This is a genomic window from Bacillus tuaregi, from assembly GCF_900104575.1.
Taxonomy (GTDB): Bacteria; Bacillota; Bacilli; order Bacillales; family Cytobacillaceae; genus Bacillus_BD; species Bacillus_BD tuaregi.
Window position 1 is genome coordinate 1 of the sequence record NZ_LT629730.1, and the last position, 24,874, is coordinate 24,874.

The 24,874-nt window shown below is 39.3% G+C and carries 19 protein-coding genes and 3 pseudogenes; 15 read left to right on the forward strand and 7 right to left on the reverse strand.

The genetic code is table 11. The features are described from left to right. The first annotated feature begins 12 nt into the window (after positions 1-12). Positions 13-123 carry a DUF7713 domain-containing protein gene (locus BQ5321_RS25155; protein ID WP_452082098.1) on the forward strand — a complete coding sequence of 37 codons (111 nt, stop codon included), beginning with the start codon at positions 13-15 and terminating at the stop codon, positions 121-123. Positions 124-607: 484 nt separating this feature from the next. Here BQ5321_RS25155 and BQ5321_RS00775 read toward each other — a convergent pair whose 3' ends face one another. Continuing rightward, entirely contained in the window at positions 608-1,420 is an 813-nt protein-coding gene (locus BQ5321_RS00775) for a hypothetical protein (protein WP_071392733.1), read from the reverse strand. A gap of 327 nt (positions 1,421-1,747) precedes the next feature. On the opposite strand from BQ5321_RS00775, the pseudogene BQ5321_RS23555 reads away from it, so the two are divergent. The 10 genes and pseudogenes from BQ5321_RS23555 to BQ5321_RS00830 form a co-directional block, all read left to right on the forward strand. Then, positions 1,748-2,426: pseudogene (locus BQ5321_RS23555) on the forward strand (transposase); the annotation flags it as partial. Positions 2,427-3,199: 773 nt separating this feature from the next. Further along, entirely contained in the window at positions 3,200-4,210 is a 1,011-nt protein-coding gene (locus BQ5321_RS00790; protein ID WP_071392736.1) for a LacI family DNA-binding transcriptional regulator, read from the forward strand. Between the two features lie 250 nt (positions 4,211-4,460). Next, positions 4,461-5,276 carry a sugar phosphate isomerase/epimerase family protein gene (locus tag BQ5321_RS00795; protein WP_071392737.1) on the forward strand — a complete coding sequence of 272 codons (816 nt, stop codon included), beginning with the start codon at positions 4,461-4,463 and terminating at the stop codon, positions 5,274-5,276. 24 nt (positions 5,277-5,300) lie between these two features. After that, the gene (locus BQ5321_RS00800) at positions 5,301-6,470 is read left to right on the forward strand and encodes a substrate-binding domain-containing protein (RefSeq protein ID WP_071392738.1); all 1,170 of its coding nucleotides are present in this window, start codon (positions 5,301-5,303) and stop codon (positions 6,468-6,470) included. 27 nt (positions 6,471-6,497) lie between these two features. Beyond that, a complete protein-coding gene (locus BQ5321_RS00805; RefSeq protein ID WP_071392739.1) occupies positions 6,498-7,673 on the forward strand; it encodes a levoglucosan dehydrogenase in 1,176 nt (391 codons plus the stop codon). Positions 7,674-7,862: 189 nt separating this feature from the next. Further along, a complete protein-coding gene (locus tag BQ5321_RS00810; protein WP_071392740.1) occupies positions 7,863-9,365 on the forward strand; it encodes a sugar ABC transporter ATP-binding protein in 1,503 nt (500 codons plus the stop codon). After that, positions 9,346-10,344 (forward strand): ABC transporter permease, encoded by a 999-nt coding sequence (locus BQ5321_RS00815; RefSeq protein WP_071392741.1) that lies wholly within the window; start codon positions 9,346-9,348, stop codon positions 10,342-10,344. Before BQ5321_RS00810 ends, BQ5321_RS00815 begins: the two co-directional genes overlap by 20 nt. A 30-nt stretch (positions 10,345-10,374) precedes the next feature. Beyond that, positions 10,375-11,553 (forward strand): Gfo/Idh/MocA family protein, encoded by a 1,179-nt coding sequence (locus tag BQ5321_RS00820; RefSeq protein WP_071392742.1) that lies wholly within the window; start codon positions 10,375-10,377, stop codon positions 11,551-11,553. Next, entirely contained in the window at positions 11,550-12,518 is a 969-nt protein-coding gene (locus BQ5321_RS00825) for a sugar phosphate isomerase/epimerase family protein (protein ID WP_071392743.1), read from the forward strand. Before BQ5321_RS00820 ends, BQ5321_RS00825 begins: the two co-directional genes overlap by 4 nt. Positions 12,519-12,612: 94 nt before the next feature. Next, positions 12,613-13,581, forward strand: coding sequence for an ROK family glucokinase (locus BQ5321_RS00830; RefSeq protein ID WP_071392744.1), 969 nt, complete (start codon positions 12,613-12,615; stop codon positions 13,579-13,581). A 664-nt stretch (positions 13,582-14,245) separates the two neighbouring features. Here BQ5321_RS00830 and BQ5321_RS00835 read toward each other — a convergent pair. The 3 genes from BQ5321_RS00835 to BQ5321_RS00845 form a co-directional block, all read right to left on the reverse strand. Next, on the reverse strand, positions 14,246-14,776 hold the full coding sequence (locus tag BQ5321_RS00835; RefSeq protein WP_071392745.1) for a GNAT family N-acetyltransferase: 531 nt from the start codon (positions 14,774-14,776) through the stop codon (positions 14,246-14,248). Between the two features lie 8 nt (positions 14,777-14,784). Then, complete coding sequence (locus BQ5321_RS00840; protein WP_071392746.1) at positions 14,785-14,988, reverse strand: hypothetical protein; 204 nt, start codon at positions 14,986-14,988, stop codon at positions 14,785-14,787. Between the two features lie 721 nt (positions 14,989-15,709). Beyond that, on the reverse strand, positions 15,710-16,663 hold the full coding sequence (locus BQ5321_RS00845; RefSeq protein WP_234978339.1) for an HD-GYP domain-containing protein: 954 nt from the start codon (positions 16,661-16,663) through the stop codon (positions 15,710-15,712). Positions 16,664-17,050: 387 nt separating this feature from the next. Here BQ5321_RS00845 and BQ5321_RS24185 point away from each other — a divergent pair, with 387 nt between their 5' ends. The 4 genes and pseudogenes from BQ5321_RS24185 (at position 17,051) to BQ5321_RS00855 (ending at position 20,725) form a co-directional block, all read left to right on the forward strand. Next, positions 17,051-17,188: a hypothetical protein gene (locus tag BQ5321_RS24185; protein ID WP_159433393.1), complete on the forward strand. Its 138-nt coding sequence runs from the start codon at positions 17,051-17,053 to the stop codon at positions 17,186-17,188. A 265-nt stretch (positions 17,189-17,453) separates the two neighbouring features. Then, positions 17,454-18,116, forward strand: a pseudogene (locus BQ5321_RS25160) (hypothetical protein); the annotation flags it as partial. Between the two features lie 411 nt (positions 18,117-18,527). After that, positions 18,528-19,058, forward strand: a pseudogene (locus BQ5321_RS25165) (methyl-accepting chemotaxis protein); the annotation flags it as partial. A gap of 545 nt (positions 19,059-19,603) precedes the next feature. Further along, positions 19,604-20,725 carry a plasmid pRiA4b ORF-3 family protein gene (locus BQ5321_RS00855; RefSeq protein WP_071392748.1) on the forward strand — a complete coding sequence of 374 codons (1,122 nt, stop codon included), beginning with the start codon at positions 19,604-19,606 and terminating at the stop codon, positions 20,723-20,725. A 235-nt stretch (positions 20,726-20,960) separates the two neighbouring features. On the opposite strand, the gene BQ5321_RS00860 is transcribed toward BQ5321_RS00855, so the two are convergent. From BQ5321_RS00860 to BQ5321_RS00870, 3 genes are all read right to left on the reverse strand, one after another. Further along, entirely contained in the window at positions 20,961-22,892 is a 1,932-nt protein-coding gene (locus tag BQ5321_RS00860) for an FtsX-like permease family protein (RefSeq protein ID WP_234978340.1), read from the reverse strand. Beyond that, positions 22,876-23,661 (reverse strand): ABC transporter ATP-binding protein, encoded by a 786-nt coding sequence (locus BQ5321_RS00865; RefSeq protein ID WP_071392749.1) that lies wholly within the window; start codon positions 23,659-23,661, stop codon positions 22,876-22,878. The genes BQ5321_RS00860 and BQ5321_RS00865 overlap by 17 nt, the downstream gene beginning before the upstream one ends. A gap of 176 nt (positions 23,662-23,837) precedes the next feature. Next, positions 23,838-24,872, reverse strand: coding sequence for a sensor histidine kinase (locus tag BQ5321_RS00870; RefSeq protein WP_071392750.1), 1,035 nt, complete (start codon positions 24,870-24,872; stop codon positions 23,838-23,840). Between the last annotated feature and the right edge of the window lie 2 nt (positions 24,873-24,874).

Below are 24,874 nucleotides of genomic sequence, written 5' to 3' on the forward strand. Positions count from 1 at the left end.
AACCGAGATCCATTGATTATTATTGATGGAAGACCATTTACCTGGGAGGAAGTTGGAGAAATGGTGATGTCGTACGAAGGATTTCAGATAAAGATACAGATGGATGATGTGACGGATGATTGAGCGGGACAAGTGGACAGTTGTCCCAAAAGGTGAGTAATAGGAAGGAAGCTATATCACATGGAATATACATGGGGAGGTTTCCTCAATGCAGAACTTCTATGAAGCATCAGAACCGTCCGAGACCACTGAAAAAGTCTGTTTCGAGAAAAATAAGATCACGTTACCTACATTATGTAGAACAAACGCTTATTTCACTTACTATATCTAGTAGAAGATCTGTGGTTAATTTTCAAAGTGGGTACTTTATCAGTAATCTCGAACTGTCCCCGCGTTTCACAAGAGACATCTTCTGGAATAGAACAAACTTCAGCTACAATCCAACCATCCACTGGTGCTATGCATGAATTGTCGCTACGTCTGAAAAAGTTGCAAAGTAAGCCAGGGAGCTGAATAATTCTGTTGACCATTTTAAAATAGAATATAAATAAAGGACGGAGGTTCTGCCCCTTTTGGCAGAACCTCCGTCCTTTATTTTTTAGCTATATTACTCTTTGGTTTGTTCGATAGCATTATTAGATTTATGAAGCTTAAACGGAATGTGATCAATCCCTAATTCAGCCAATTCTGCATTTGCTTCTTCGATAAGTGTCTGTACTTTTTCTTTTGTTTCTTCATCAAGACCTGCAAGAATGTCCATCTTTCCAGCTCTTTCAGGCAGCTCTACTCCTAGTTCCGTTAATTGGGCAGCTGCTTCTTCTTTTGTGATGGTACCCGCTTTTTGCTGTTCCATGATGGCTTTAACTTTTTCTTTTGTTTCTTCATCTAAGCCGGCAAGCTTATCCATTTTTCCTGTTCGTTTAGGCAGCTCTACTCCCAGTTCTGCTAATTGGACAGTTGCTTCTTCTTTTGTGATGGTACCTGCTTTTTGCTGCTCCATAATGGCTTGAGCCTGGACCTTAGTTTCTTCATCTAAGTTGGCGAACATATCCTTTTTTCCGCCGCGTTCATGCAATGTCACTCCCAATTCCGCCAATTGAGCTTTTGCTTCCTCCGGGCTGACTGCGCCATCTTTTTGCTGCTCCATGATGGCTTGAGCTTGCGCTTTTGTTTCATCATCTAAATTGGAGAACATAATCTTTTTTCCACCGCGTTCAGGTAATGTTACTCCCAGTTCAGCTAAATCTGCTTTTAATTGGTCTGTGATTGTTTGAGCCTTTTCTTTGGTTGCTTCATCTAAAGCTATCCCTTTTTCTGAGGCTGCTGTATCAGTTGTTGCCATGGCTGACACGCCAGTTCCCAATATGCCAAACGATAAAGCTCCTGTTAAAGCTAAAGTATAAAATTTCTTCTTTTTCATTGTCATACTCCTCCAAGCATTATTTTTTCAATTCCCGGCTTGGAACACTTACACAGAACCCAGCCAGTCCTCGTTTCTTGCTAAATCCATCATATCCATCAAATATGAACAAGGTATGACCAAACTATTAAAGAATCCATAAGAAATAGGATCAAAAGTATGATGCATGCGAAAATAAGGGTGCCTGACACCTAATCACATGGAGCTTATTTATTAGTTGGGAAACGAGGGAACGGTTCGAGACCAGTGAAAAAGTCATCAAATTCAAGTACAAGTTTATTTTTGCAAAAAATGTAAAATCATACAGTTTTTCATATGCTTTGACTAGAGCCAAGTTTACTATCAAAGTTTAGAACAAAGCGGTTTCCAGATGATAAACCTCTAGATAAAATTATGACAACCATTGTCAAACAATGTGTAGATAAGGGACTGATTAAAGGTAGTAGTGTCAGTATTGACGCAACACACATTGAAGCCAATACGATTAAGAAAACGCCTGAAAGACTGATGAAACATTTAGCTCGAAAAATTCTGAAAGCATTTGAGGAAGAAACTGGCCAGGTTCCTGTTGACATGCCAGAAGAACCTGACTATAAGGAAATCGAGGACCATAAAGAAGCGAAGGCTATTATGAAAGAGTACGTTGATACGGTGATTGATCATGTAGAAAAGCAGTGGTGAGAGATCAGGATATAAGTATTATTTCGATATCAAGCAATGTAAAACTTGTCCTTTGCACGATCAATGTGCCAAAGAATCGGCAAGGAGAATCCTTGTCATAGGTTTGAACACTACTGAATTTTATGAGATATCTCAGTATCAGAAGTCGGAGAAGTTCTTAGTAAAATATAAGAAGAGGGCTTCTATTGAAGGTAAGAATGCGGAGCTCAAACGATTCCACGGCCTCTCCCGAGCTAGGGGGTATGGTCTATTAAGTGTGTCTAAACAATCAAAATTGGCTGCCATAGCCGTTAACTTGAAGCGGATTGCAGCTATTGCATCCGCTTCATCTGCTAAATAAAGGGGGAAATGGAACAATCCATACCCCCATAATAATAGTTTCGGTTAATAATTGATCTTATTTTGGAAGTTACATTTAAAAATTTTGAAGAAATGGGATGTGGGTTCGAAAAAAGCTCTACTTTTTCAGTGGTCTCGGACGGTTCTCGCGTTTCATTGACAATAAAGGCGCCGTGGAGAGAAATCTATTAAAAACTTCTATGAAATATCAGAACCGCCCCCGTGTTTCTATGGGGAGGGTTCAGAAAGTGAGTCACAGGAGGAAAGGGAATGTGGGAAAGGTACTCGCGTTTCTACTATAACGATTAAAGGGACGGTTGGATTTTATCTAGGAGTTAAAAAAGCAAACTCTTAAGAAGTGTAACTCCAGAGAGTTTGCTTGGACGAATGCTTGAAACGGCAGAAGAACGAAATCGCTCCGCGATGGCCCAAAAAACTTATACCCAAAATAAGTAGAAAAAACAAAAAAAGTGTGCACTTTGAAGGTATTGATCAACTTCCAGATTAAACAATACCAAGAAAGGCACACTTTTCTTATGTTATTTTTATTATTATTATTAACAACAATTCGATTACCTATACTTCACATTTATATCCCTCGTGCACCACCTTCCTGAATGATGAACCGTCCCCGTGTTTCCCTTCTTAATCACAACAGAATTCACAATTTCGTAAAAAAAAACTTTTAAAAAAACATTGAAATCGTAAATGTAATCGATTACACTACAAATATAGAGAAGAAACGAAAGGAAAAATGAGATGGTTAGAATAGCAGATGTTGCGAAATTGGCTAATGTTTCCACTGCAACAGTATCCAGAGTATTAAGTAACACTGGTAAGGTTAAAAAGGAAACAACTGAAAAAGTATTAGAAGCTATTAAGCAACTAAATTATCAACCGAATATGCTGGCAAGACAACTTAGAACACTAGAAACAAAAACCATCCTTGTAGTTGTCCCGGATATTTCAAATCCATTCTTCTCAAAAGTGCTGCGGGGAATAGAAGTAGTTGCCGACGAAAATGGTTACCAAGTCCTTTTAGGTGATACGATTAATAAGCCTGAACATGAAATTGCTTTTTTGGATATTTTACGTCAGAGAAAGGCTGATGGAATGATCTTGTTAACAGCAAGAAGTGACCGCAAATCTCTAGAGCAATTGACTAAAGAATATCCTATTGTATTAGCATGTGAATATATAGAAGGTGCTGCAATCCCTACTGTTTCAATCGATAATATCAGCAGTGCAAGAAAGATTACAGAGCATCTAATACAATTACAGCACGAACGAATTGCAACAATAACCGGACCTTTACATGTTGTGTTGGGACGTGATCGATTAAAGGGATTTCAACAGGCCATGATACAATACGGTCTGCCATTAGATCAATGTTTAATACAAGAAGGGGATTTCACTTTAGAAAGCGGCTTTAATCAAATGTTAAAATTGTTAGCTCTGGAAAATCAGCCTACTGCTGTTTTTGCTGCAAATGATGAGATGGCCATGGGAGCAATCAGAGCAATTAAATCTAAAGGTTTAAAGGTACCCCATGATATTGCTGTTGTTGGTTTTGATGATATTAAATTTGCTTCCATATTTGAGCCTGCTCTTACAACTATTGCCCAACCAACTTTTGAGATTGGGGAAAAGGCGATCGAATTGTTAATTAGCTTGATAAATAATAAACCGATTCAAAAAGAGCAATATATACTTGAAGATAAATTAATTGTTAGAGCATCATGTGGTAAATTTACTAAGTTAAATGGCTAATTGGAGTATTATGAGTTTGTTTCAATGAAACTCATTCTCTTCCCGATTTTAATGTAATCGATTACACTATACGCTAGATTGAAAAATAACAAAGTATTTTTTTAGTAATGAATGTAATCGATTACACAAGTATGCAAATTGATAAAACACATTCATATTAATTCTTATTTTTAAGGTGGTGGTGCGTTACAACGTTTGCTAATAACACCCTGATAAAGTAAGTAATTATTAAATAATGGAGGAATAGATCATGACAGTTAAATTTGGATATGTAACAAATACTTGGGGAGGTGTTGTAGGTCATCCTGCTGGAGTAACTTCTATTAAAGATTCATACTACCTTGCTAATGGCTCAACAGAAGAAGCTCTAAAGGATATCTCAAATGCTGGTTATGTTGGATTTGAATTATTTGATGGAAACCTCATGCAATATGTAGATCGAAAAGAAGATTTTCTAAAACAAATTAATGAAAATTCTTTAAATTTTGTTGGAGTGTATACTGGCGGGAACTTCATTTATCCAGGGATTTTAGAAGAAGAAATAGCAAAAATTGAAAGAGTGGCAGCCTTTGCATCAGAGTTAGGTGCTGAACATCTTATCATAGGTGGAGGTGCAGTTCGTTCAGAAGGAATAGAAGAGAGTGATTTTCAAGCATTAGCTTCAGCACTAGATAGAATAGTGGAAATTGCTGATAAAAATCACTTAATTGCAAGTTACCACCCTCACCTTGGAACTTGTGTAGAATCTCCGGATCAGCTGGACAAGCTTATGCCTTTAACGAAAATCAACTTATGCCCGGACACTGCTCATATTGAAGCTGGAGGCGGAGATCCAGTAGAGGTAATGAGAAAATATATTGATCGCATTAAATATGTCCATTTTAAAGATTTTGGAAATGGCGAATTCCAACCATTAGGTGTCGGCCATCAAAAATTTGAAGAAATGGCTGCGATTTTACATGAAGCTGGTTATCAAGGCTGGATTACGGTTGAGCTAGATAGCTACCCAGATCCAAAAGAGGGTGCAGTTATCAGCCGCAATTATCTTTCAAGATTTGAAAAATAATAGCAACTATTTGGGGGAGAAACTATGAAAAAGAAACTAGCAGTCTTAGCGATGTCTGTGTTACTAAGCAGTACAGCTCTAATAGGATGTGGCAGCAACTCAAGTACTTCAGATAAAGCTGAAAGTGCGAAGCAGGAAACTTCTATCAGTACTTCTGGACCCCTTACAATTAACCAAAAAATAAATGGAGATCAGGAAATTCTAAGTAAAGGTCCTTCTGGGGAAAGTGCAGTATCAGCAAAAACGCTTCAATTAACAGAAGATGAATTGGCAAAAATAAAAGAAGGTAAATATAAAGCTGCCATTGTTATGCACTATGCAGGTAATGACTGGGCAACTGCACAAATTAACGGCTTAAAGGCAGCTTTTGAAAGAATGGGAATAGAAGTAGTGGCTGTAACGGATGCTCAATTCAAAGCAGAAAAACAAGTATCTGACATCGAAACAGTTCTAGTAAAAAATCCAGATATCATCATTAGTATCCCGGTTGATGCTGTATCAACTGCAAATGCATACAAAAAAGCTGCAGAAGCAGGAGTAAAAGTTGTATTTATGGATAACGTACCAAGCGGATTACAGGCTGGTAAAGATTATATTAGTGTTGTATCTGCGGATAACTATGGAAATGGCGTTGTTGCAGCGGATATTATGGCTAAGGAACTTGGTGGAAAAGGAAAAATTGGTGTCATTTATCATGATGCAGACTTCTTTGTAACGAAGCAACGAACAGATGCATTTGAAAAGACAATCCAAGAAAAGTATCCAGATATCAAAATTGTTGCACGTGGCGGTATAGCTAGTGAGAGCGATGGGGAAAAGGTGACATCAGGTTTGCTGACAAAAAATCCTGATCTTGATGGTCTATTTGTTGTTTGGGATGTGCCTGCGGAGGGAGCATTAGCAGCAGTTCGTACAGCTGGAAAAGATGACATGGTGATTACAACAATCGACTTAGGTACAAATGTGGCACTTAATATTGCATCCGGTGGAAATATTAAAGGTCTTGGTGCTCAACTACCATTTGACCAAGGAATTTCTGAAGCAATCCTAGCAGGATATGGTCTATTAGGCAAGGAAGTTCCAGCATATGTTGCGGTTCCTGCCCTTAGTGTTTCACAAGATAATGTCTTAGATTCTTGGGAACTTGTTTACTCAACAGAAGCACCAGAGACAATTCAAAACGCAGCTAAATAATAGAAAAGATATTAGGAGGAATACATGATGAAAAAGTTGAACGTTGGAATGATTGGCGGAGGATTTATGGGAAAGGCGCATGCACTTGCATATGCGGGAATGCCGATGTTTTTCTGGCCGGCACCTGCCATTCCACACCGCCATACATTAGTTGATGTTACCGAGGAAATTGCTAAAGATGCTGCTGCAAAATTAGGTTTTGAAAACTATGCAACAGATTGGAGAGACGTAATTAACAATCCTGAAATAGATATTATTGATATTGTGACACCGAATAATACTCATGCTGAGATTGCGATTGCTGCAGCAAAAGCAGGCAAGCATATTATTTGTGAAAAGCCATTATCATTAGGAGCGGAGCAAGCTAAGCAAATGTTAGACGCTGTAACAGAAGCTGGCGTTAGACATATGGTTGCATTCAACTATAGAAGAACACCAGCTGTTGCATTGGCAAAAAAATATATTGAAGAAGGTAGAATTGGAAAAATCTTAAGCTTCAGAGGAACTTATTTACAAGATTGGTCTGCTGACCCTAATTCCCCTCTTTCATGGCGCTTCCAAAAGAAAGTAGCTGGTTCTGGAGCACTTGGAGATATCGGTACACATGTTGTTGACTTTGCCCGTTATTTAGTTGGTGAAATTACGGATGTAAATGCTGTAACCAAAACGTGGATTCCAGAGAGACCACTTCAAACAGGCGGCGCAGATAGTTTAGGTACAGTGAAAAGCGTTGGAGATGCTCCTAAAGGTGCAGTTGACGTAGATGATGAGTTTATTACAATGGTTAAATTCGATAATGGCGCTATTGGAAGTATTGAAGCTACTCGTAATGCATGGGGTAGAAATAACTTCTTGACATTTGAAATTCACGGTGAAAAAGGCTCTTTATACTTTAACTATGAGCGCCGCGATGAGCTTCAAGTATGCTTTGCAGATGATCCATCAGATGCAAAAGGCTTTAGAACTGTGTACACAGGACCTGCCACACCATACGGCGAAGGACTATGGCCAATCCCTGCATTAGGAATTGGTTATGGAGAAACGAAGATTATTGAAACATATGATTTCTTTAAATCTATTGTTGAGGGCACTGAAGTATCACCAAACTTTAATGATGGATATCGTATTGAGGCAATTGCTGATGCAATCCTTGAGTCTGCTGAAAAAGGTGAATGGATAAGTCTTGAGAAGGTTTTGGCATAGTAGAAGAACAATATTATATAGAGGCTGCTTTTTATTAGCAGTCTCTTTTAAAACAAGGCTAAAAAACATAGGTGATTTTTGAATTTCATTACAGGCATGTAGACTCCTGTGGACTGTGGAAAGCGAAGTACCTGTATTAGAAATCAACAACTAAGTTACTAGAAAAGCCTAATAAAAAGAAGGTGAGTTATGTTGGAAAATACAGTTCTGGAAATGAAGAATATATCAAAATCCTTTAATGGGATAAATGTTTTAAACTCTGTCAATTTCTCTGTCCGAAAAGGTGAAGTGCATGCCTTGATGGGCGGTAATGGTGCAGGGAAATCAACATTAATGAAAATTTTAACAGGTGTCTATACAGCTGATGACGGAGAGATTCTGATTGATGGCAAGAAAGTAGTTATAAACAATATGAAGGATGCCAGGAAAAATAACATTTCGATGATTTTCCAGGAATTTAGTTTAATTCCTACTTTGACAGTAGCACAGAATATTTTTTTAACAAGAGAGTCTAAAAATTCAATTGGTATTTTAAATGATAAAGAAGCAATTGAGAGAACGAAAGAATTGTTGAAAGAATTAGAAGTGGATATTGAGCCGAATGATGTAGTTGCCAATTTAGGTGTTGGATATTGGCAAATGACTGAAATTGCAAAAGCACTTTCTCAAGAAGCAAAAATTTTAATCATGGATGAACCATCATCCTCCTTAACTAAGAATGAAACAGAGATTCTCTTCGCTTTTATTGAAAAGCTTAAAAGCAAAGGAATTTCGATCATCTATATATCTCACAGGATGGAGGAAATTTTTGAGGTTTGCGATCGTATAACCATCCTGCGTGACGGAAAAAGTGTCGTGACCGAAAATATTAAAGATATCAGCATGGAAACAGTTGTTCAAAATATTGTTGGTGTTGAAATGGATAAAGCATTTGAATGGGTTGAAAGAGCCTATACAACTGATATAACACCAGTTTTAGAAGTGAAAAATTTAGCTTCTGGTAAAAGAGTTCAAAATGTCAGTTTCAAACTATATCCAGGAGAAATATTAGGAATCGCTGGTTTGATGGGAAGTGGCAGGTCAGAAGTGGCTCGTTCCATTTTTGGAATGGATCCAATTAATAAGGGAGAAGTATTTGTTAAAGGGGAAAAGAAATCCATTCAATCCTCTAAAGACGCCATAAATAATGGATTGGCACTTATTCCAGAAGACCGAAGGGTACAGGGTCTTGTTCTAGACCATAGTGTTAAGGATAATATGATCCTCCCAATTCTTTCTAAATTAAAAAAGGGATTCACAATTGATAACAAGAAGGCAAATGACATTGCTGAGAAGTTAGTAAGAAAACTGAATATCAAAACAGATGATATCTTCAAAACTACTAAACTATTATCAGGCGGAAATCAGCAAAAAATAGTTTTAGCAAAATGGTTAGCAAATAATCCAGATGTATTAATTTTGGATGAACCAACAATTGGTGTGGATATCGGTGCTAAGACAGAAATTGTCGAAATTATTCGTGAATTAGCAGATGACGGAAAAGGTATTTTAGTGATTTCATCAGAACTTCCTGAGCTACTAGCTGTAAGTGATAGAGTTATCGTAATGCACGAAGGCAAAGTTCTCAAGGAGATGAATCGAAGAGAAATTCATTCAGAGGAGGAGCTGCAGCATGCAATCCAAGGATATTAAGGTCGATAATCAAATAAGTAAGAGTAATGATGTCTCACTTAGTTTTCTAAAGAAGTTTGATTGGCGCAATTATATTGTTTACTTTGCTTTTATTGGTGTAATTATTTATTTCTCTGTGACTTTATATGATGATGGATTCGTTTCAGCTGATAATATGATGAACATTATTCGCCAAACAGCTATGATCACGATTATGGCTGTAGCAATGACCTTTGTCATCAGCTCTGCTGAAATAGATCTTTCTATAGGTTCAATTACCGCTCTATCTTCACTTTTCGCGGCACTTGCCATTCAATCGGGATTTGGATTTATTGGAGGTCTTGCAGCGGGCTTAGCAACGGGGTTAGCAGTGGGCTTCATCAATGGGATTTTAATTACAAAGGTTAAGATTCCATCATTTCTAGTTACTCTTGGAACGATGGGTATCATAAGCGGTACGGCTATGTGGATTACGAGTACAGCACCAGTTCCAATTCTAGATCAAACCTTTAACACTATCTTTGGTGCCGGCAAAATTGGTCCAATTCCAATTATCTTTATTTGGACATTTATTGTAGTAGTGATTGGTCATATTTTATTACGTAAGACATCATTTGGTAGACAAACTTTAGCAACTGGTGGAAATGAAAGTGCAGCAAAATTTTCAGGTATTAATACTGCAAAAATTAAATTATATGCATTTATGGGAACAGGATTAGCAGCAGGCTTTGCCGGTATTTTATATGCAGGCCGTATGCAAGCGGGTCGATATACCTTTGGACAAGGGGATGAAATGTCAGTTATTGCTGCTGTAATTTTAGGTGGAACAGCATTAGCAGGTGGTACTGGTACCATTATTGGGACAGTAGTCGGATCCCTAATGATTGGAGTCATTAATAACGGACTGATTATCATGGGACTTGATGTCAGCCAGCAAATGATCATCAGAGGTTTAATTATTATTCTAGCAGTTGCACTTGGACGTAAAGCAATTCGATAAGATATTGCAGTTGGGATAGGAGGAAAAAGTATGGAGAAAATTAAGGTTGGAGTAATTGGTACAGGTTTTATTGGGCCAACTCATATAGAAGCAATTAGAAGACTGGGTTTTGTCGAAGTAGTGGGATTAGCGGAAACAAATCAGGAGGCTGCTGAAAAAAAGGTAGCAGAGCTTGGGATTCCAAAAGCATTTGGAGATTACCGTGAAATGCTTCAAGATCCTGAGATTCAAGTTATTCATAACTGTACGCCAAATCATCTTCATTTTCAAATCACGAAGGAAATTATCTTAGCTGGCAAGCATGTAGTATCAGAAAAACCCTTAGCCATGAATAGTGAGGAGTCTGCTGAACTAGTTGCATTGGCAAAACAGCATGGTGTGGTTCATGGTGTAAACTTCAATTATCGCCAGTTTGCTAGCGTGCAAAATCTACAAGCGAAAATTGCAAATGGAGATTTTGGAAAAATAAACATCGTTCACGGTGGCTATTTACAGGACTGGCTGTTATATGAAACGGATTTTAACTGGCGCATGAATCCGGATATTGGTGGAAAGTCGAGAGCTGTTGCAGATATCGGATCCCACTGGTGTGATACTGTTCAATATGTAACTGGAAAGAAAATTGTTGAAGTATTTGCTGATCTGGCGACGGTTATACCGATAAGGAAAAAACCGAAATCAGCAGTGGCAACTTTCAGTACACAAGATCCTTCTAAAATCGAGTACGAAGATGTGCCGATTGAAACAGAAGACTATGCTTCAGTACTTGTCCGCTTCGAAGACGGTTCAAGAGGCGTATTTACCGTATCACAGGTAAGTGCAGGCCATAAAAACAATCTTCATTTTGAAATTGCCGGCAGTAAATGTTCTGCATCCTGGAATCAAGAAGAGCCTGAGAAAGTATGGTTCGGATACCGGGATAAACCAAATGAAGTTCTTCTTGCTGATGCAAGCCTGTTTGCAGCGGAAGCAAGGGGTGCCATCCATCATCCGGGAGGACATAACGAAGGATGGCCTGATGCGTTGAAAAATATGATGAAAAACTATTATTCTTTCATACGTGACGGTAAGAGCCTGGCAACAGATAAGCCAAACTTTGCAACATTTGAAGATGGTCATATTTCGATGTGCATTACAGATGCTATTTTAGAAAGTAATGAAAAGCAACAATGGGTAAAGGTGGCAACGAAGAAGGAGGTTTCAATATGAAACTAGGTGTTTTTACTGTTTTATATCAAAACCTTCCTTTTGAAGAAGCTTTGGATAAATTAGCAGCAATGGGTGTGGAAGCAGTAGAGCTTGGAACGGGAAACTATCCAGGAAATAGCCATTGTAATCCTGATGAGTTATTGGAAAGTCCTGAGAAACTAAGAGCATTCCAGCGTGCCATTGCAGACCGTGGACTAATGATAAGCGCCTTAAGCTGTCACGGTAATGCATTACATCCAAACAAAAAAGCAGCAGCAGAAGCGCATGATGTCTGGAGAAAAACGGTTTTACTAGCTGAGAGATTAGGAGTAGAAGTGGTGAATGTATTCTCCGGATGCCCAGGAGATCACGAAGAAGCAAAATATCCAAACTGGATTACGTGTTCTTGGCCGCCGGAATACTCAGAGGCCTTGGATTGGCAGTGGGAGAAAGCAGTAATTCCTTATTGGAAGGAAGAATCAAAGTTCGCCCAAACACATAGAACTAAGATTGCCTTTGAAATGCACCCGGGATTTGTAGTTTATAATCCTGAAACCTTACTCAAGCTAAGGGAGCATGCAGGTGAAAATATCGGGGCCAATTTTGATCCAAGTCATTTGATTTGGCAAGGTATTGATCCAGTCGAGGCGATCAAAAAGCTTGGCCGTGAAAATGCAATTTTCCATTTCCATGCGAAAGATACGTATATGGATAAAGCGAATATCAGTGTGAATGGGGTACTGGATACAAAGCATTATAGTAAAATTTTAGACCGTTCCTGGACGTTCCGTTCTGTTGGATATGGTCAAAATGAGAAGCTGTGGAAGGACATGGTTAGCACGCTTCGTGCAGTTGATTATGATTATGTATTATCGATTGAGCATGAGGATATGCTAGCATCCATCGATGAAGGATTAGGTAAGGCTATTGGACTTTTGAAAGAAGTCCTCTTCAAAGAAAAACTTGCTGAGATGTGGTGGGCGTAGTTAGTTCATAATCATTTAATAGTTAAAAGCCTTGTGGTATTTCATGCTTCAAGGCTTTTCTTTTCTTGTATAAAAGCGAAAAGGGTGAAAAACAATGGATGACAAATGGTTTGTTGGTGTAGATATTGGCGGTACGACGATAAAGCTGGCGTTTATAACAGATGAAGGTGAGATTGCTCATAAGTGGGAAATTCCTACGAACACAGCTGATAACGGAATCCATATTCCTTCGGAGATTGGTAGAGCAATTGATAGAAAGATTTCAGAATTAGGAGAAACGAAAGGGAAGCTGATTGGATTAGGTGTTGGGGCTCCGGGACCTGTAAACGATGAGAATGGATCGATTGAGGTAGCTGTTAATCTGGGCTGGAGTCATTTTCCGCTTCGGGAATTGCTCGAACAAGCAACCTCTTTGCCTGTCATTGTAGATAATGATGCAAATGTAGCTGCGATTGGTGAGATGTGGAAAGGAGCGGGAGAAGGGGCGCAAAATTTATTATGTGTCACACTTGGAACCGGAGTAGGCGGAGGTGTCATTGCAAACGGTGAAATACTACATGGAGTAAACGGTGCAGCCGGAGAAATAGGTCACATAGCAGCTGTGATAGATGATGCAGTAAGATGTAATTGCGGAAAACTTGGCTGTCTGGAAACTGTTGCCTCTGCAACAGGCGTTGTCCGTCTAGCTAAAACCAATCTACAATCAACAGATACACAAAGTATCTTAAGAGGGGCAGCACACTTATCCGCTAAAAAGATTTTTGATGAAGCGAAAGCTGGCGACGAGCTTGCTTTGGAGGTAGTGAATAAACTAGCCTTCTATTTAGGATTTGCCCTCGCCAATATTGCAAATGTGACAAACCCGGAAAAAATTGTGATTGGAGGCGGGGTTTCTAAAGCGGGTGAAACGTTATTACAGCCGCTTCAACAGCAATTTATGCAATATGCTTTCACACGTGTAGCTGAAGGAGCCGAGCTGAGAATTGCAAAACTAGGAAATGACGCTGGAATCATTGGTGCTGCATGGCTTGCGAAAACCAAGCTGGTTTTACCTCAATTGTAAAACTAATTGAAAGCAGTGTCTCAATGGAAACAGCGTGACGGTTCTCGGAAACAGCGTGACGGTTCTCGCGTTTCAGTGATAGGAAGAGCATTATTAATAGGAATTCATGTATGACTTCTATGAAACAAAAGAACCGTCCCCACGTTTCTACACGTTTCTATCAGTAAAAGCCCTGCAGAGGTTATCCTGCAGGGCCTGACTATTCTTCAATTTGTAACTGTAAAAAAACAAACGAACGAAAATGAAAGAAACTAGGCAAACGCTGAGAACCTTCCCCAATGTTTCCTCTTTATTGCTTATTGAAACGGGGGGACGGTTCTCGCGTTTCATTGACAATAAAGGCGCCGTGGAGAGAAATCTATTAAAAACTTCTATAAAACATCAGAACCGCCCCCGTGTTTCTATGGGGAGGGTTCAGAAAGTGAGTCACAGGAGGAAAGGGAATGTGGGAAAGGTACTCGCGTTTCTACTATAACGATTAAAGGGACGGTTGGAATTTATCTAGGAGTTAAAAAAGCAAACTCTTAAGAAGTGTAACTCCAGAGAGTTTGCTTGGACGAATGATTGAAACGGCAGAACCGTCACGGCGTTTCAACGGCGTTTCAAATAAAATAATCCTCCATAACTAGGGAGGATTAAAAAATCTAAAAGCTATTGTATATAATTATAGGCGAACATAACTAAGTTTCAGACCATTATCATTTATTTGAATAAATTTAAAACCATTATTTTCATAAAAGTGATTTAGCTTTGGATTATCTTCATACTCCACGGAAACTACCCGTAATGCAGCTAGAGTATTTATCTCATTACAACGCTTAAGTGCAAAATCTAATATCTGAGTCCCGCTAACCAAACTCTTGTAGGCGTCGGAACGTCCAAGTTGGGCAATTAATATTGTATTAAATAGTTCTGCGTTTTTATTGCCGGAAAGTTTTTGTTTCAAGGAACCTGAAACCGTGCCAAATTTGAATGGTTTAATACCTATAGTAAAATAGCCAACTATTTCGCTAGATTTCTCATCAATTACCAAGGTAGTACGAATAGATCTACCATCCATTTCTATTGCTTTAGTATGTAAAAATAATTCCACGTCTCCATTTTTGGAGCATTGAAAAGAGGAGAGTTTTTGTTGCAGGAATTCACTCTCCCCTTGCGAAGCCTCAATCAAACTTGATAAACTAATTAATTCCATTACCCTAATTACTTCCTTTTCCAGGCTTCTAGAATTGAAGCAGCATGTGCCACTCTTTCTTTATCACTCAACTTAGTATCGTCAAAAACATTAACCTCAGTTAGTTTCTTACGTGGAGTCGAGGCAATCATTTCGGCAGCTTCTTGGTTCAATACAAAAGTATCAAATAAGGTACTGGTTGCCATTTCTTTATCCTCCCCTTTGTTACACATAGACTCTCACCACCTCATCGGTAGGTCGAAAGTAACTAGTATACATAAAATATGTAATACTTTTCTATTTATATTCATCCATGTCACCCTCACGACCTACAGTTTACACTCCTATAACATTGTTCCCACATATTATGAAAACATAAACATAAACGTAAATGTGTAGATTTTTTAGAGATGGATGTAATTTTACATTATTTTACTTACACTACTATCATTCGCTGGACTGTGCACTTTTTGTATCGTATGCTTTGGTATACATTAATGGATTATATGCAAGTACAGTATAAAAATATTACCCATAATTCATTTTCTATGAAAGTTAAACTACAATTGAGAACTAATCAAATACAAATAAATCTTTCTACTTTGTAAACAAGTTTTTCTTTATAATACCATACAATAGAGGAATTGGGTGTAGTTTAGGTAAAATTCAGAAAAATAAATCAGTGGGACAAGGGGACAGGTACGTTGTCCCAAAAGGTGAGTAGTTTTAAGAGAATAAGAAGACAGCCATATCACATTGGATTATCGTGGTATGGCTTTTATTTTTTAATAAATCAGGATACTAATCAGTCACTGTCTTCCTAGATAATTAGACCTGGGAGTCGGTAAAAGTTTAATTAAATCGGTAATATTTGGTGGGACGAGGGACTTGTCTGAGACTAATGAATTTTATTTATTTTAATAATTAAATCTATAACATTCTATATCTGTCCCATTAAGATACTTTACATTTAATCGTATTTTTCTCTTTCTCAAATAAACTAAAAAAAACATCTGCAATATCAGGATCGAATTGTGTACCCCTGTTTTTACGTATTTCGTCCAATGCAATATCTATTTCCATCTGATTACTATACACTCGTTTAGAAGTCATGGCATCAAAGGAATCCGCAATTGCAACAATTCGAGCCGCTAATGGAATATCCTTCCCCTTTAGACCCTCTGGGTAACCATTCCCATCGTATCGTTCATGATGATACAGCACAATCTCAATGACTCCGTTTCTTTTAAAGCTTTCAACATGCTTAACCATCCGATAACCAATATTAGGATGCAATTTTATTTCATTAAACTCTACATTGGTTAATCTTCCAGGTTTATTTAGGATATGTTCAGGTATTCCGATTTTACCGATATCATGAAGTAAGCTTCCTATGCGAATGGCTTCACACTTGTCTTCAGACAATTTCATTTTTTTAGCTATTGCTACGGCGTATTTCGCAACATTTTCAGAATGATGCATAGTATATGGATCCCTCGAATCTAAAGCATTGGCGAGAGACATGGTTAATTCAAGGCTTTCACCTTTAACGTTTTGAACATTTTTCATTAATTCAGCAGATTTAAACGAGATTACAGAATAAGTAAATAAGTGGATAAAAAATTCCTTTGCACTAAATGGTAATAGTTCAGGTATGAAAAAAGTTCTGCTGAGTACGATTAATAAGGTAAGGGAAAAAATAAACCAAAAAGATTGATTATAAAAACCAATACCTAAATAAATAGCACTTAAAATATAGAGGAAATAAAAATGGTCATTTTCGACCAGAATAAAGCCATTTAAAGAAATGCCTATTATCAATAGCATAATAAATGCATATCTGAAGTTAACAGGATTATTCAATATCCATTTGGTACATAAGTCTCGCACATTATCACCACTTTTCAATTTATGTGAAAAACTCCTTTTTAATAGTATCATTTTCTTAAGTGCAAAATACCTACTTAGTTAAATTGTACATAAGTATTCACAAATCGATAGAAAAATAGAATGTATCTTAGGCAGAGAGGCTTACCTAACGCTTCCAGATTAAGCGTTTTCTAAATAGTTAAAGGCAGCTCATGACGTGTGATAAAAGTCACCGAATATGAATCTAGTTAACGACAAGTTCACACATATTTCATTGATAGTAGATAAAAGAGAATGTTAGAATATGACTTGTGTTTTCATGTGGTAGTAAATTTTTCCTGAATAAAAGAACCTACTAGTTAATTAGAGAAATATCAATAAGGTTTAAAAAGTCAAACTTCTCGAGAGAGGGAAGGATGCAAAAATTTGAATCAATCTAAGGCAGAAGCTCTGGTAGTCGGGATGCCAAAACATAAAAGGTATGCTGTTGTTTTCGGCATGCCTTATTATTTTTTTTACCAAAACAAAAGCGAGAGAAGAGAGAAAGAAATGGAGTCCAATTAACAAAAGACATTCAATCTATGTCAAGCTGTCTCTTTTGACTAAATATCAACAAATCTACTTAGATATTTTTCTGAGGTAACCATTAATAGTTTTTGTCATAATTCACTGGAGGGGAATAATGGAAATTAAAACATTAAGAAAGAGAATGAACAAAAATAGTATAAAAGTGAAGTTATTATTCATTCCACTAATTGTAGTAGTACTAGCTATAACAGGTATCGGTGTTATTTCTTCCTTAAACGCTAAACAAAGCTTAATCAATGAAATGGGGAGAAATGGCCAATTCGTATTGGAACAAGTGATTAATAGGTTGGAGGATAACTCCAAATCTGTAGAAATTTTGAATTATTTTACCGAAGAGGATAATAATATATCTGCTAGTGAAGTGGATGAATTAGTCCAACAATTAAGTTACCAAAGTTTGGTGGATGATTTAGCAACATCCGATGAAATTGTCTATGCTCTTTTCACAGACAAAAATTTACAAGTGACTGCCCATAGTATAGAAGATCGTATTGGTTTAGATCTATCTGAGGATAAAGGAACTATCTCTGCTGTGAAGAATGGTGAAATATATACATCGGAATATTTATTTGGCGAAGATGAAATTCCTGTTTACGATATCGTATATCCTGCAGTCATAAATGGCGAACAGATAGGTGCAGTAAATATTGGATATTCTATGGAAAATATTAACTCTACCATTAAGAAGAATTTAATGATTGTTTCTATTTCTGGAGTGATCGGCATTCTATTGCTGGGAACTATATTATTTTCTTGCTCAAACTACGCCATAAAAACGATAAATAAGCTAAAAGAATTAATGAACTTTATGGCAACAGGAAATTTTAGCAATGAGGTGCCAGAGAAATTAACAGAGAAAACAGATGAATTTGGGGAAATTTCCAGATCAGTAAACGACATGCAAAATTCTGTTAGAGGTATTATTAAGAGTATTTTAGGAAATTCACAAACATTAGCTTCACACTCTGAACAGTTAAAAGCATCCACACAATATTCTACATCTGCGGCGAATGAAGTATCGCAAACGATTGAAATGATTGCTAGTGGCGCTATTAATCAGGCAAAGGATGCAGAAAAAGGATTTTCAACTATTACAGAGCTTGGTGAGGTCATTAATGAAAACGCGCGTGAAATTAAACAATTAAACAAGTCATTAGATACGGTTAATCAACTAAAAATGGAAGGTATTGAATTAATTTTAGATCTTGTGAAAAAGACGGAAATGTCTAATAAATCTTCTGTACTAATTAAAGAAGTGATTGGTAATACAAGCGAAAGTGCGAAAAAAATTGCTGTAGCAAGTGAAATGATTAAAAGTATTGCTGAACAAACAAATTTACTTGCATTGAATGCAGCTATTGAGGCAGCTAGAGCAGGAGAAGCGGGAAAAGGGTTTGCCGTGGTTGCAGATGAAATTAGAAAATTAGCAGAGCAGTCTAACCAATTCACAAAGGAAATAAGTACGGTCATCGATGATCTCTCATACAAATCTTCCACTGCTGTACAAACGATGGAGGAAGTGAAGATGGTCGTAGATTCCCAGACGGAAAGTGTGAAAGCGACTAGTAAGAAGTTTGAAGGAATTTCTGAGTCTATTGAAGACATGAAGAACGTCATCAACACAATTAATAAATATAGTAGTGTCATAACCAATCAAAAGGAAAACATTGCGAAAGTAATGGAGCAATTATCTGCAATATCACAAGAAAATGCATCTGGAACACAAGAAGTAACAGCATCTGTAGAAGAACAAACAGCAGCTATGCAGGAGATTGCAAGTTCAAGTGAAGAACTTTCCAATATTGCTCAAGAACTAAATAAACTAGTAGAACAATTCAAAGTATAAGGTAAAAGTGGGACAAGGGGACAGGTTGTCCAAAAGATGAGTGATTTAAGAGAATATAAAGAAAGCCATATCACATTGGATTGTAGTGATATGGCTTTTACTTTTTGGCTGTGTTAAAGTCCATTGTTGATTTTTAGCAGGTTGATTGTAGTGGAAGGCACGAAGACTCCCGCGGGAGAAGCGAGGCAGTCGAGACCCCGCTAGAACAAAGTGCCCGAGTCGGCTCGGCGGTCGCCCGCAGGAAAGCGAAGTGCCTGGAACGAAAATCAACACTCATGTTTAACATAGTCTACTTATTAATAAATCGGGATACTGATCAATCCCTATTTCCCTAGAGAACTAGCTCAAGGGATTGGTGTAAGTTTAGTTAAATTGGAAGTATTTATTGGGGAGAGGGACCTGTCTCTGTGACCCTCGATTAAATAAGGATAATAATCAGCCCTTGTTTCTCTTGAATTAGCTCTAAGGGTTGGTGTAAGTTTAGTTAAATTGGTAGTATTAATTGGGACGAGGGACCTGTGTCCCAAAGAAACGGGGTTTTGTCTATGAGGATACATTGTACGAAGAAATTGTTGGATGAGTTGAAGCTGAAGCCTGAGGAAGTGCGGAGTGAAGTGGATCCGTTTTATTCTTGGCATGCTAATGTAATGCTTGTGAACCGGAGGAAAACGGTGGTGTTTGTGAATGACCATAATCGGTATGTCGTTGTCCTTCATGGGTTAAAGGCTAAGGACTTTAAGAAACTTGATGAGCACTTTATTCACGCAGTTCGGGAAGCGTTTCAGCAGGAGCATATTAAAGAAGAAATCATTGATCAGTATTTGGAACAGGCGCAGGAAATTTCTTTTGCCAAGACAAACGATCGAACAACGGTTGCCAGGATGAATAAGAGCTGCGAACAAGTGACTTATTTTGAGGATTTGTTTAAGGTCGATTCCCTTTTTCAAGGAAAAGTTAGCAGAAGAGCCAGTACCTTTTTAGTCGGGCATGGGAAAAAAGATTATATCGTCCCGAATGAAGAATTGTATAAGGACCTTGAGAAATTGGCGGGTGGACCTATTTTTGATGTGCAAGCGGTTGAAATGCTGGTAACCTTAAAGCTTGATAAGCATCATGTCTGGCGGAGATTGGTCGTTCCGGTCAATCAAACCTTTGAAGAATTCCATGACATTTTACAAAGTGCTTTCGGCTGGAAGAACCAGCATTTGTATGAATTCTATCTATTTGATCCGGATACAACTGGCTACGATCATGGGGATAATCACCCTGGAGTCCACAAAGAAGGGCTTAAGCCTATTTTAAACGTAGTCTGTCATGAAGAGGCCTTTGCGTATGAGACCAAAGTGCCGATGAAATGGGCTGATGAGGTCCATTTATCTGACTTTCTATCGGCAAAAATAAAATATCACTATGACTTCGGTGATTCTTGGCAGCATGATGTTGAAATTGTAAAAGAAGTGCCAGACTATACGCCAAATCACCCTGTGTGTCTCGATGGTGGAGGAAATACACCGCCAGAGGATGTCGGAGGAGAAGGGGGCTATGAAGAGTTCTTAGCGGTCTACTCTAATCCCGAGCACCCAGATTACACATACACACATCAATGGGGCTTATCACAGGGGTATACCGAGTTTAACCTGGATAGGGTAAATAGGAGATTGAAGTAAGTTTAGTGGGACGCGGGACAGGTTCCTTGTCCCAAAAGGTGAGTGATTTTAGAGAATAGGAAGTAAGCCATATCACATTGGATTATAGTGATATGGCTTTTATTTTTTAGCTATGTTAAACATGAGTGTTGATTTTCGTTCCAGGCACTTCGCTTTCCTAGAGAATTGGCCCTAGGGGTCGGTGTAAGTTTAGTTAAATCGGTAGTATTCGGTGGGACGAGGGACCTGTCCCCAGTCATGACATAGCGTTTTTTACCATGTTGCGGTAGTGGCCTATGGTCAACAGAGCGAATACAAAATAGATAACCGTGTAAATCGCCATGGCGATGGATGCTGGAATCATGGTGTCCGACCGGATCATAAATGAAGCCGCCTTGATAGCAAAGATTGAATGCAGCATACCAATCGATAGAGGGAGAAGGAACACGATGGCCTGCTTTCGTATAATGCCTTTCATGATCATATTCACGTCAAATCCGAGCTGACGCAACGTTTTAAAGCTTTGCTTTTCCTGCTCGGCTTCGGTCATTTGCTTGAAGTACAGGATGCTGCCGGTTGAAATTAAAAAGACAAGGCCAAGGAAAGCTGCGATGAAAATGAGCATACCTGTCATCTGCAGCACTTTTTTGTACTGCTCATAGAAATCATACGTTAATCGATCGTCACTTACGGATTTTGCGTATAGAGAGGAAGCTATGGCGAGCTCTTCCTTGTCCGGAACTTGATACGTATCAAAGCGAATTTTTTTATAATCGGGCGTACCGGCCATTTGTTCGGCGATCTTGTCCATCGTTGCTTCTGACACTAGCAGCTGTCTGCCGGAAGCATCTAAATTCATGATGTTCCTTTCCATCAGTGTCCTCAATGTATACATAACGGTCTGTCCATGCTGCTCCAGCTCTATTTCAGTTGGATATCGCTTCGACTGCTCATCTAAGTCCCCGGCAAGTGAGGCCCCCGCATTGTACAAAATGGCTTCTCCATCTGGCGGCACGTTGAGGTCTGCGCCTGTTTGTTTAAGCTGTTCGGCCGGAAGCCATAGCAAACTTTCTTCAAACCTGCTCGATTCGTCATTCGGTTCAAGGATGATACCCATCGTCAGAACCGCTTCAACAACATGGTGATTCACATCGATGCCTTTCTTCTCAAGCTCCTTCTTGAACGCCAGCGCCTCCTGCGGCTCGTTTTCAAACATAAAATCATAAGGGAGATCACGGCGGGTCTCTTGCTCTACGGAGTAGTAGAAGGAGTATGCCATGGAAATCATCGTGATGGTCATGGTCGACAACAACGTAATCAAGGTAAGTGAGTTGGCATTTGCTTTCATATGGTGCATCAGCGGAGCCATCGACAGGCTGTTTGTTAAGCCTAGGTGTCCATCTTTACGTTTGCGGAACAGGAAAAAGCACCATCTGATCGTAACGCGAAACAATAAGTAAGTCCCTGCAACGATGGATCCGAGCATCAATAGTGCGTTGACGAATAACTGTTTATTGATATGACTCGATAATTCATATCCGTAGCCAATCAGCGCCAGACCGAGCAGGGCGAAAATAGCAGATGTCACCGCTTTGGGCGGCACGTTGAGGTCAGGCCGCTTGTCAGCTTGAAACAGATCCAGAAGGGTGCTGCGATAAACCTTCAGCAACATCTGAATGGAAGTGATGACAATGATGAGAAGATAGACCATCAACGTTTTAAAAGCCGCTGGTACGGAGAAGCTGATGCCGACAATCCCTTCTAAGTCGAGTAGATTCAACAAAATAAGGACGAACAGCCTTGAAATCAACGTGCCGCAAATGATCGCAGCAAGTAGTGCGCCTAAGCCAATCAGTATATTTTCAATCATTAGATATCGGGCTACCCAGCCTTTGGAAAGACCAATCAGCTGATATAATCCGATTTCTCGACTGCGCCGACGCAGGAAAATGCCGTTGGCCGAGATGGTAAAGATCCCAACGATCACAATCAGCATGAATCCTGCCATTTGAAACCCGGCAAAGAAGTTAACACTCGGATGTGTCATATTCTGAACAGCCTGATCGTGCTGTAATGAGGTGAAGACAAAATACAGGCTCATACTAAAGATCAACGCAAAGAAGTACAAATAGTAATGCTTCACATTTTGTCGCATGCTGCGAAGTGCTAATTCAAAAACTGTCAACATGGTCGCCCCCCAGTACAGCTTGAACGTCCAGAATTTCATTAAAGAAGGCATGTCTTGTTTTATCGCCGCGGTACAGCTCAGAGTAAATCTTCCCGTCTCTTAAAAACACAACACGGCTGCAATAGCTGGCGGCTACCGGATCATGGGTCACCATCACAACGGTGACGCCTCGCTGCTGATTCACCTTCTCCATCACGTTTAGTAACGAGGAAGCGGATTTGGAATCCAGTGCACCGGTCGGCTCGTCCGCAAACACGATCGAAGGCTGGTGGATCAGAGCACGCCCGGCAGCTGTCCGTTGTTTCTGGCCTCCTGATATTTCATGCGGATATTTGTGCGCCAGTGCTTTAATGTCAAACACATCGGCGATGGCTGTGAACTCGCTCTCCGCTTTCCGCTTGCTCATTTTGCTAAGGGAGATGGGCAGCAGTATATTTTCCTTCACTGTCAACGTGTCCAGTAGATTGTAATCCTGGAAGATGAATCCCAGCTTGTTGCGACGAAAGGCGGAAAGCGCGGTATTACTTAGCTTAGAGATATCTTCGTCATCAATTAAAACCGTTCCGTCCGTAGGATGATCAATCGTGGCTAAGACGTTAAGCAATGTCGTCTTGCCTGAGCCGGAAGGGCCCATAATGCCGACAAATTCACTGCGGAGGACGCGCAAATCTATTCCTTGTAATACATGCTGTGAATTTCCTTTGGTGCCATATGTTTTGTGGAGATTTCGTGCTTGTAAAACGGTTTCTCCGACATTTAACTGATTCATAACTACCTCCAAATCATAATTGTTGCTTGATGATGGCTTTATTATACGGTTAGATTTTCCTCTCGTCGTACGTTTTACATGACAAACTGGCAAGACAACGTGACAATATTGTGAGGTTCCACTATTCCACACCAAAAAACAGCCAGGAGCAATCCTGACTGCTTTATAGCTGGATATTACGCGCCCGTCCCTCTTCGGACCGCTTCGAATGCGTTAGGATTGACAAAAATCATTCGCATCACCGTCCCTTTCGTTTGACCGGTTTGCACTCTGAGGGTAATTCCTAATTTATCTGCAACGTTTTTTGCAAGATAGAGTCCAAGTCCGGTCGCTGCGTTTTGAATCCTTCCGTTTTCTCCCGTGAAGCCCTTGTCAAAGATACGCGGCAATTCGTGAGGCTGTATTCCCGGTCCTTCATCGATGACATCCAAGAAGACTTGGCCTGTCTCCGTTACATCCGTCACAATCATAATGGCTGAATTCGCAGGATTATATTTCACGGCATTCGTCAAAAGTTGCCGCAGGATGAAGCGGCACCATTTTCGGTCTGTAATGGCCGTTACATCATTTCCTTCGATACTGACCGCCAGATTTTTTTCCATACACCATGGCAACAGCTCCCTTACTTCTTCCGCGGCAAGTCGCTGTATGGAGGCCGATTCAAGAGCATAGTCTGATTCGATTGCGGGCAGACGTGTCATATGCAGCTGCCGGTCGACCAACAAATACACCCGCAACCATTCCGCTTCAATTTTACGTATATCCGGATCACTTGGCAGGGCTTCTAGGATTAGCTTCATGACGGTGAGAGGAGTCTTCACCTCATGGATCCATGAAGCCGTGAATTCATTCGCAATCAGTTGAGTTTCTTTATAGGCAGCAAGCTTTCGTTTGAACTGAAGGGAGGCCTCCCGTAGGATGTCGTTGGTCATCTGATCTAGGCCGTCCCCAGGCTCAGGAAGTGACTCGATCCAGTCTAAGGCCATGTCTTCCTTCAGAGCAGCCAACGCGGCGGCATATTTTGTCTCTCTTTTGAAGCGCCATATAAAAAATAGGAGAAAGGACAGAATAAATGAGGCGTTAAAATAAAGGAGAGAGGTAGAGGTAACCTGGATGCCTTGATCAAGCAGGATCAGAGCATTGGCTAAGCCGAGCAAGCCGGCAAACAGTAAAATCCAGCTTTTTCTTGCATCAACGTAACGGAAAAACATGG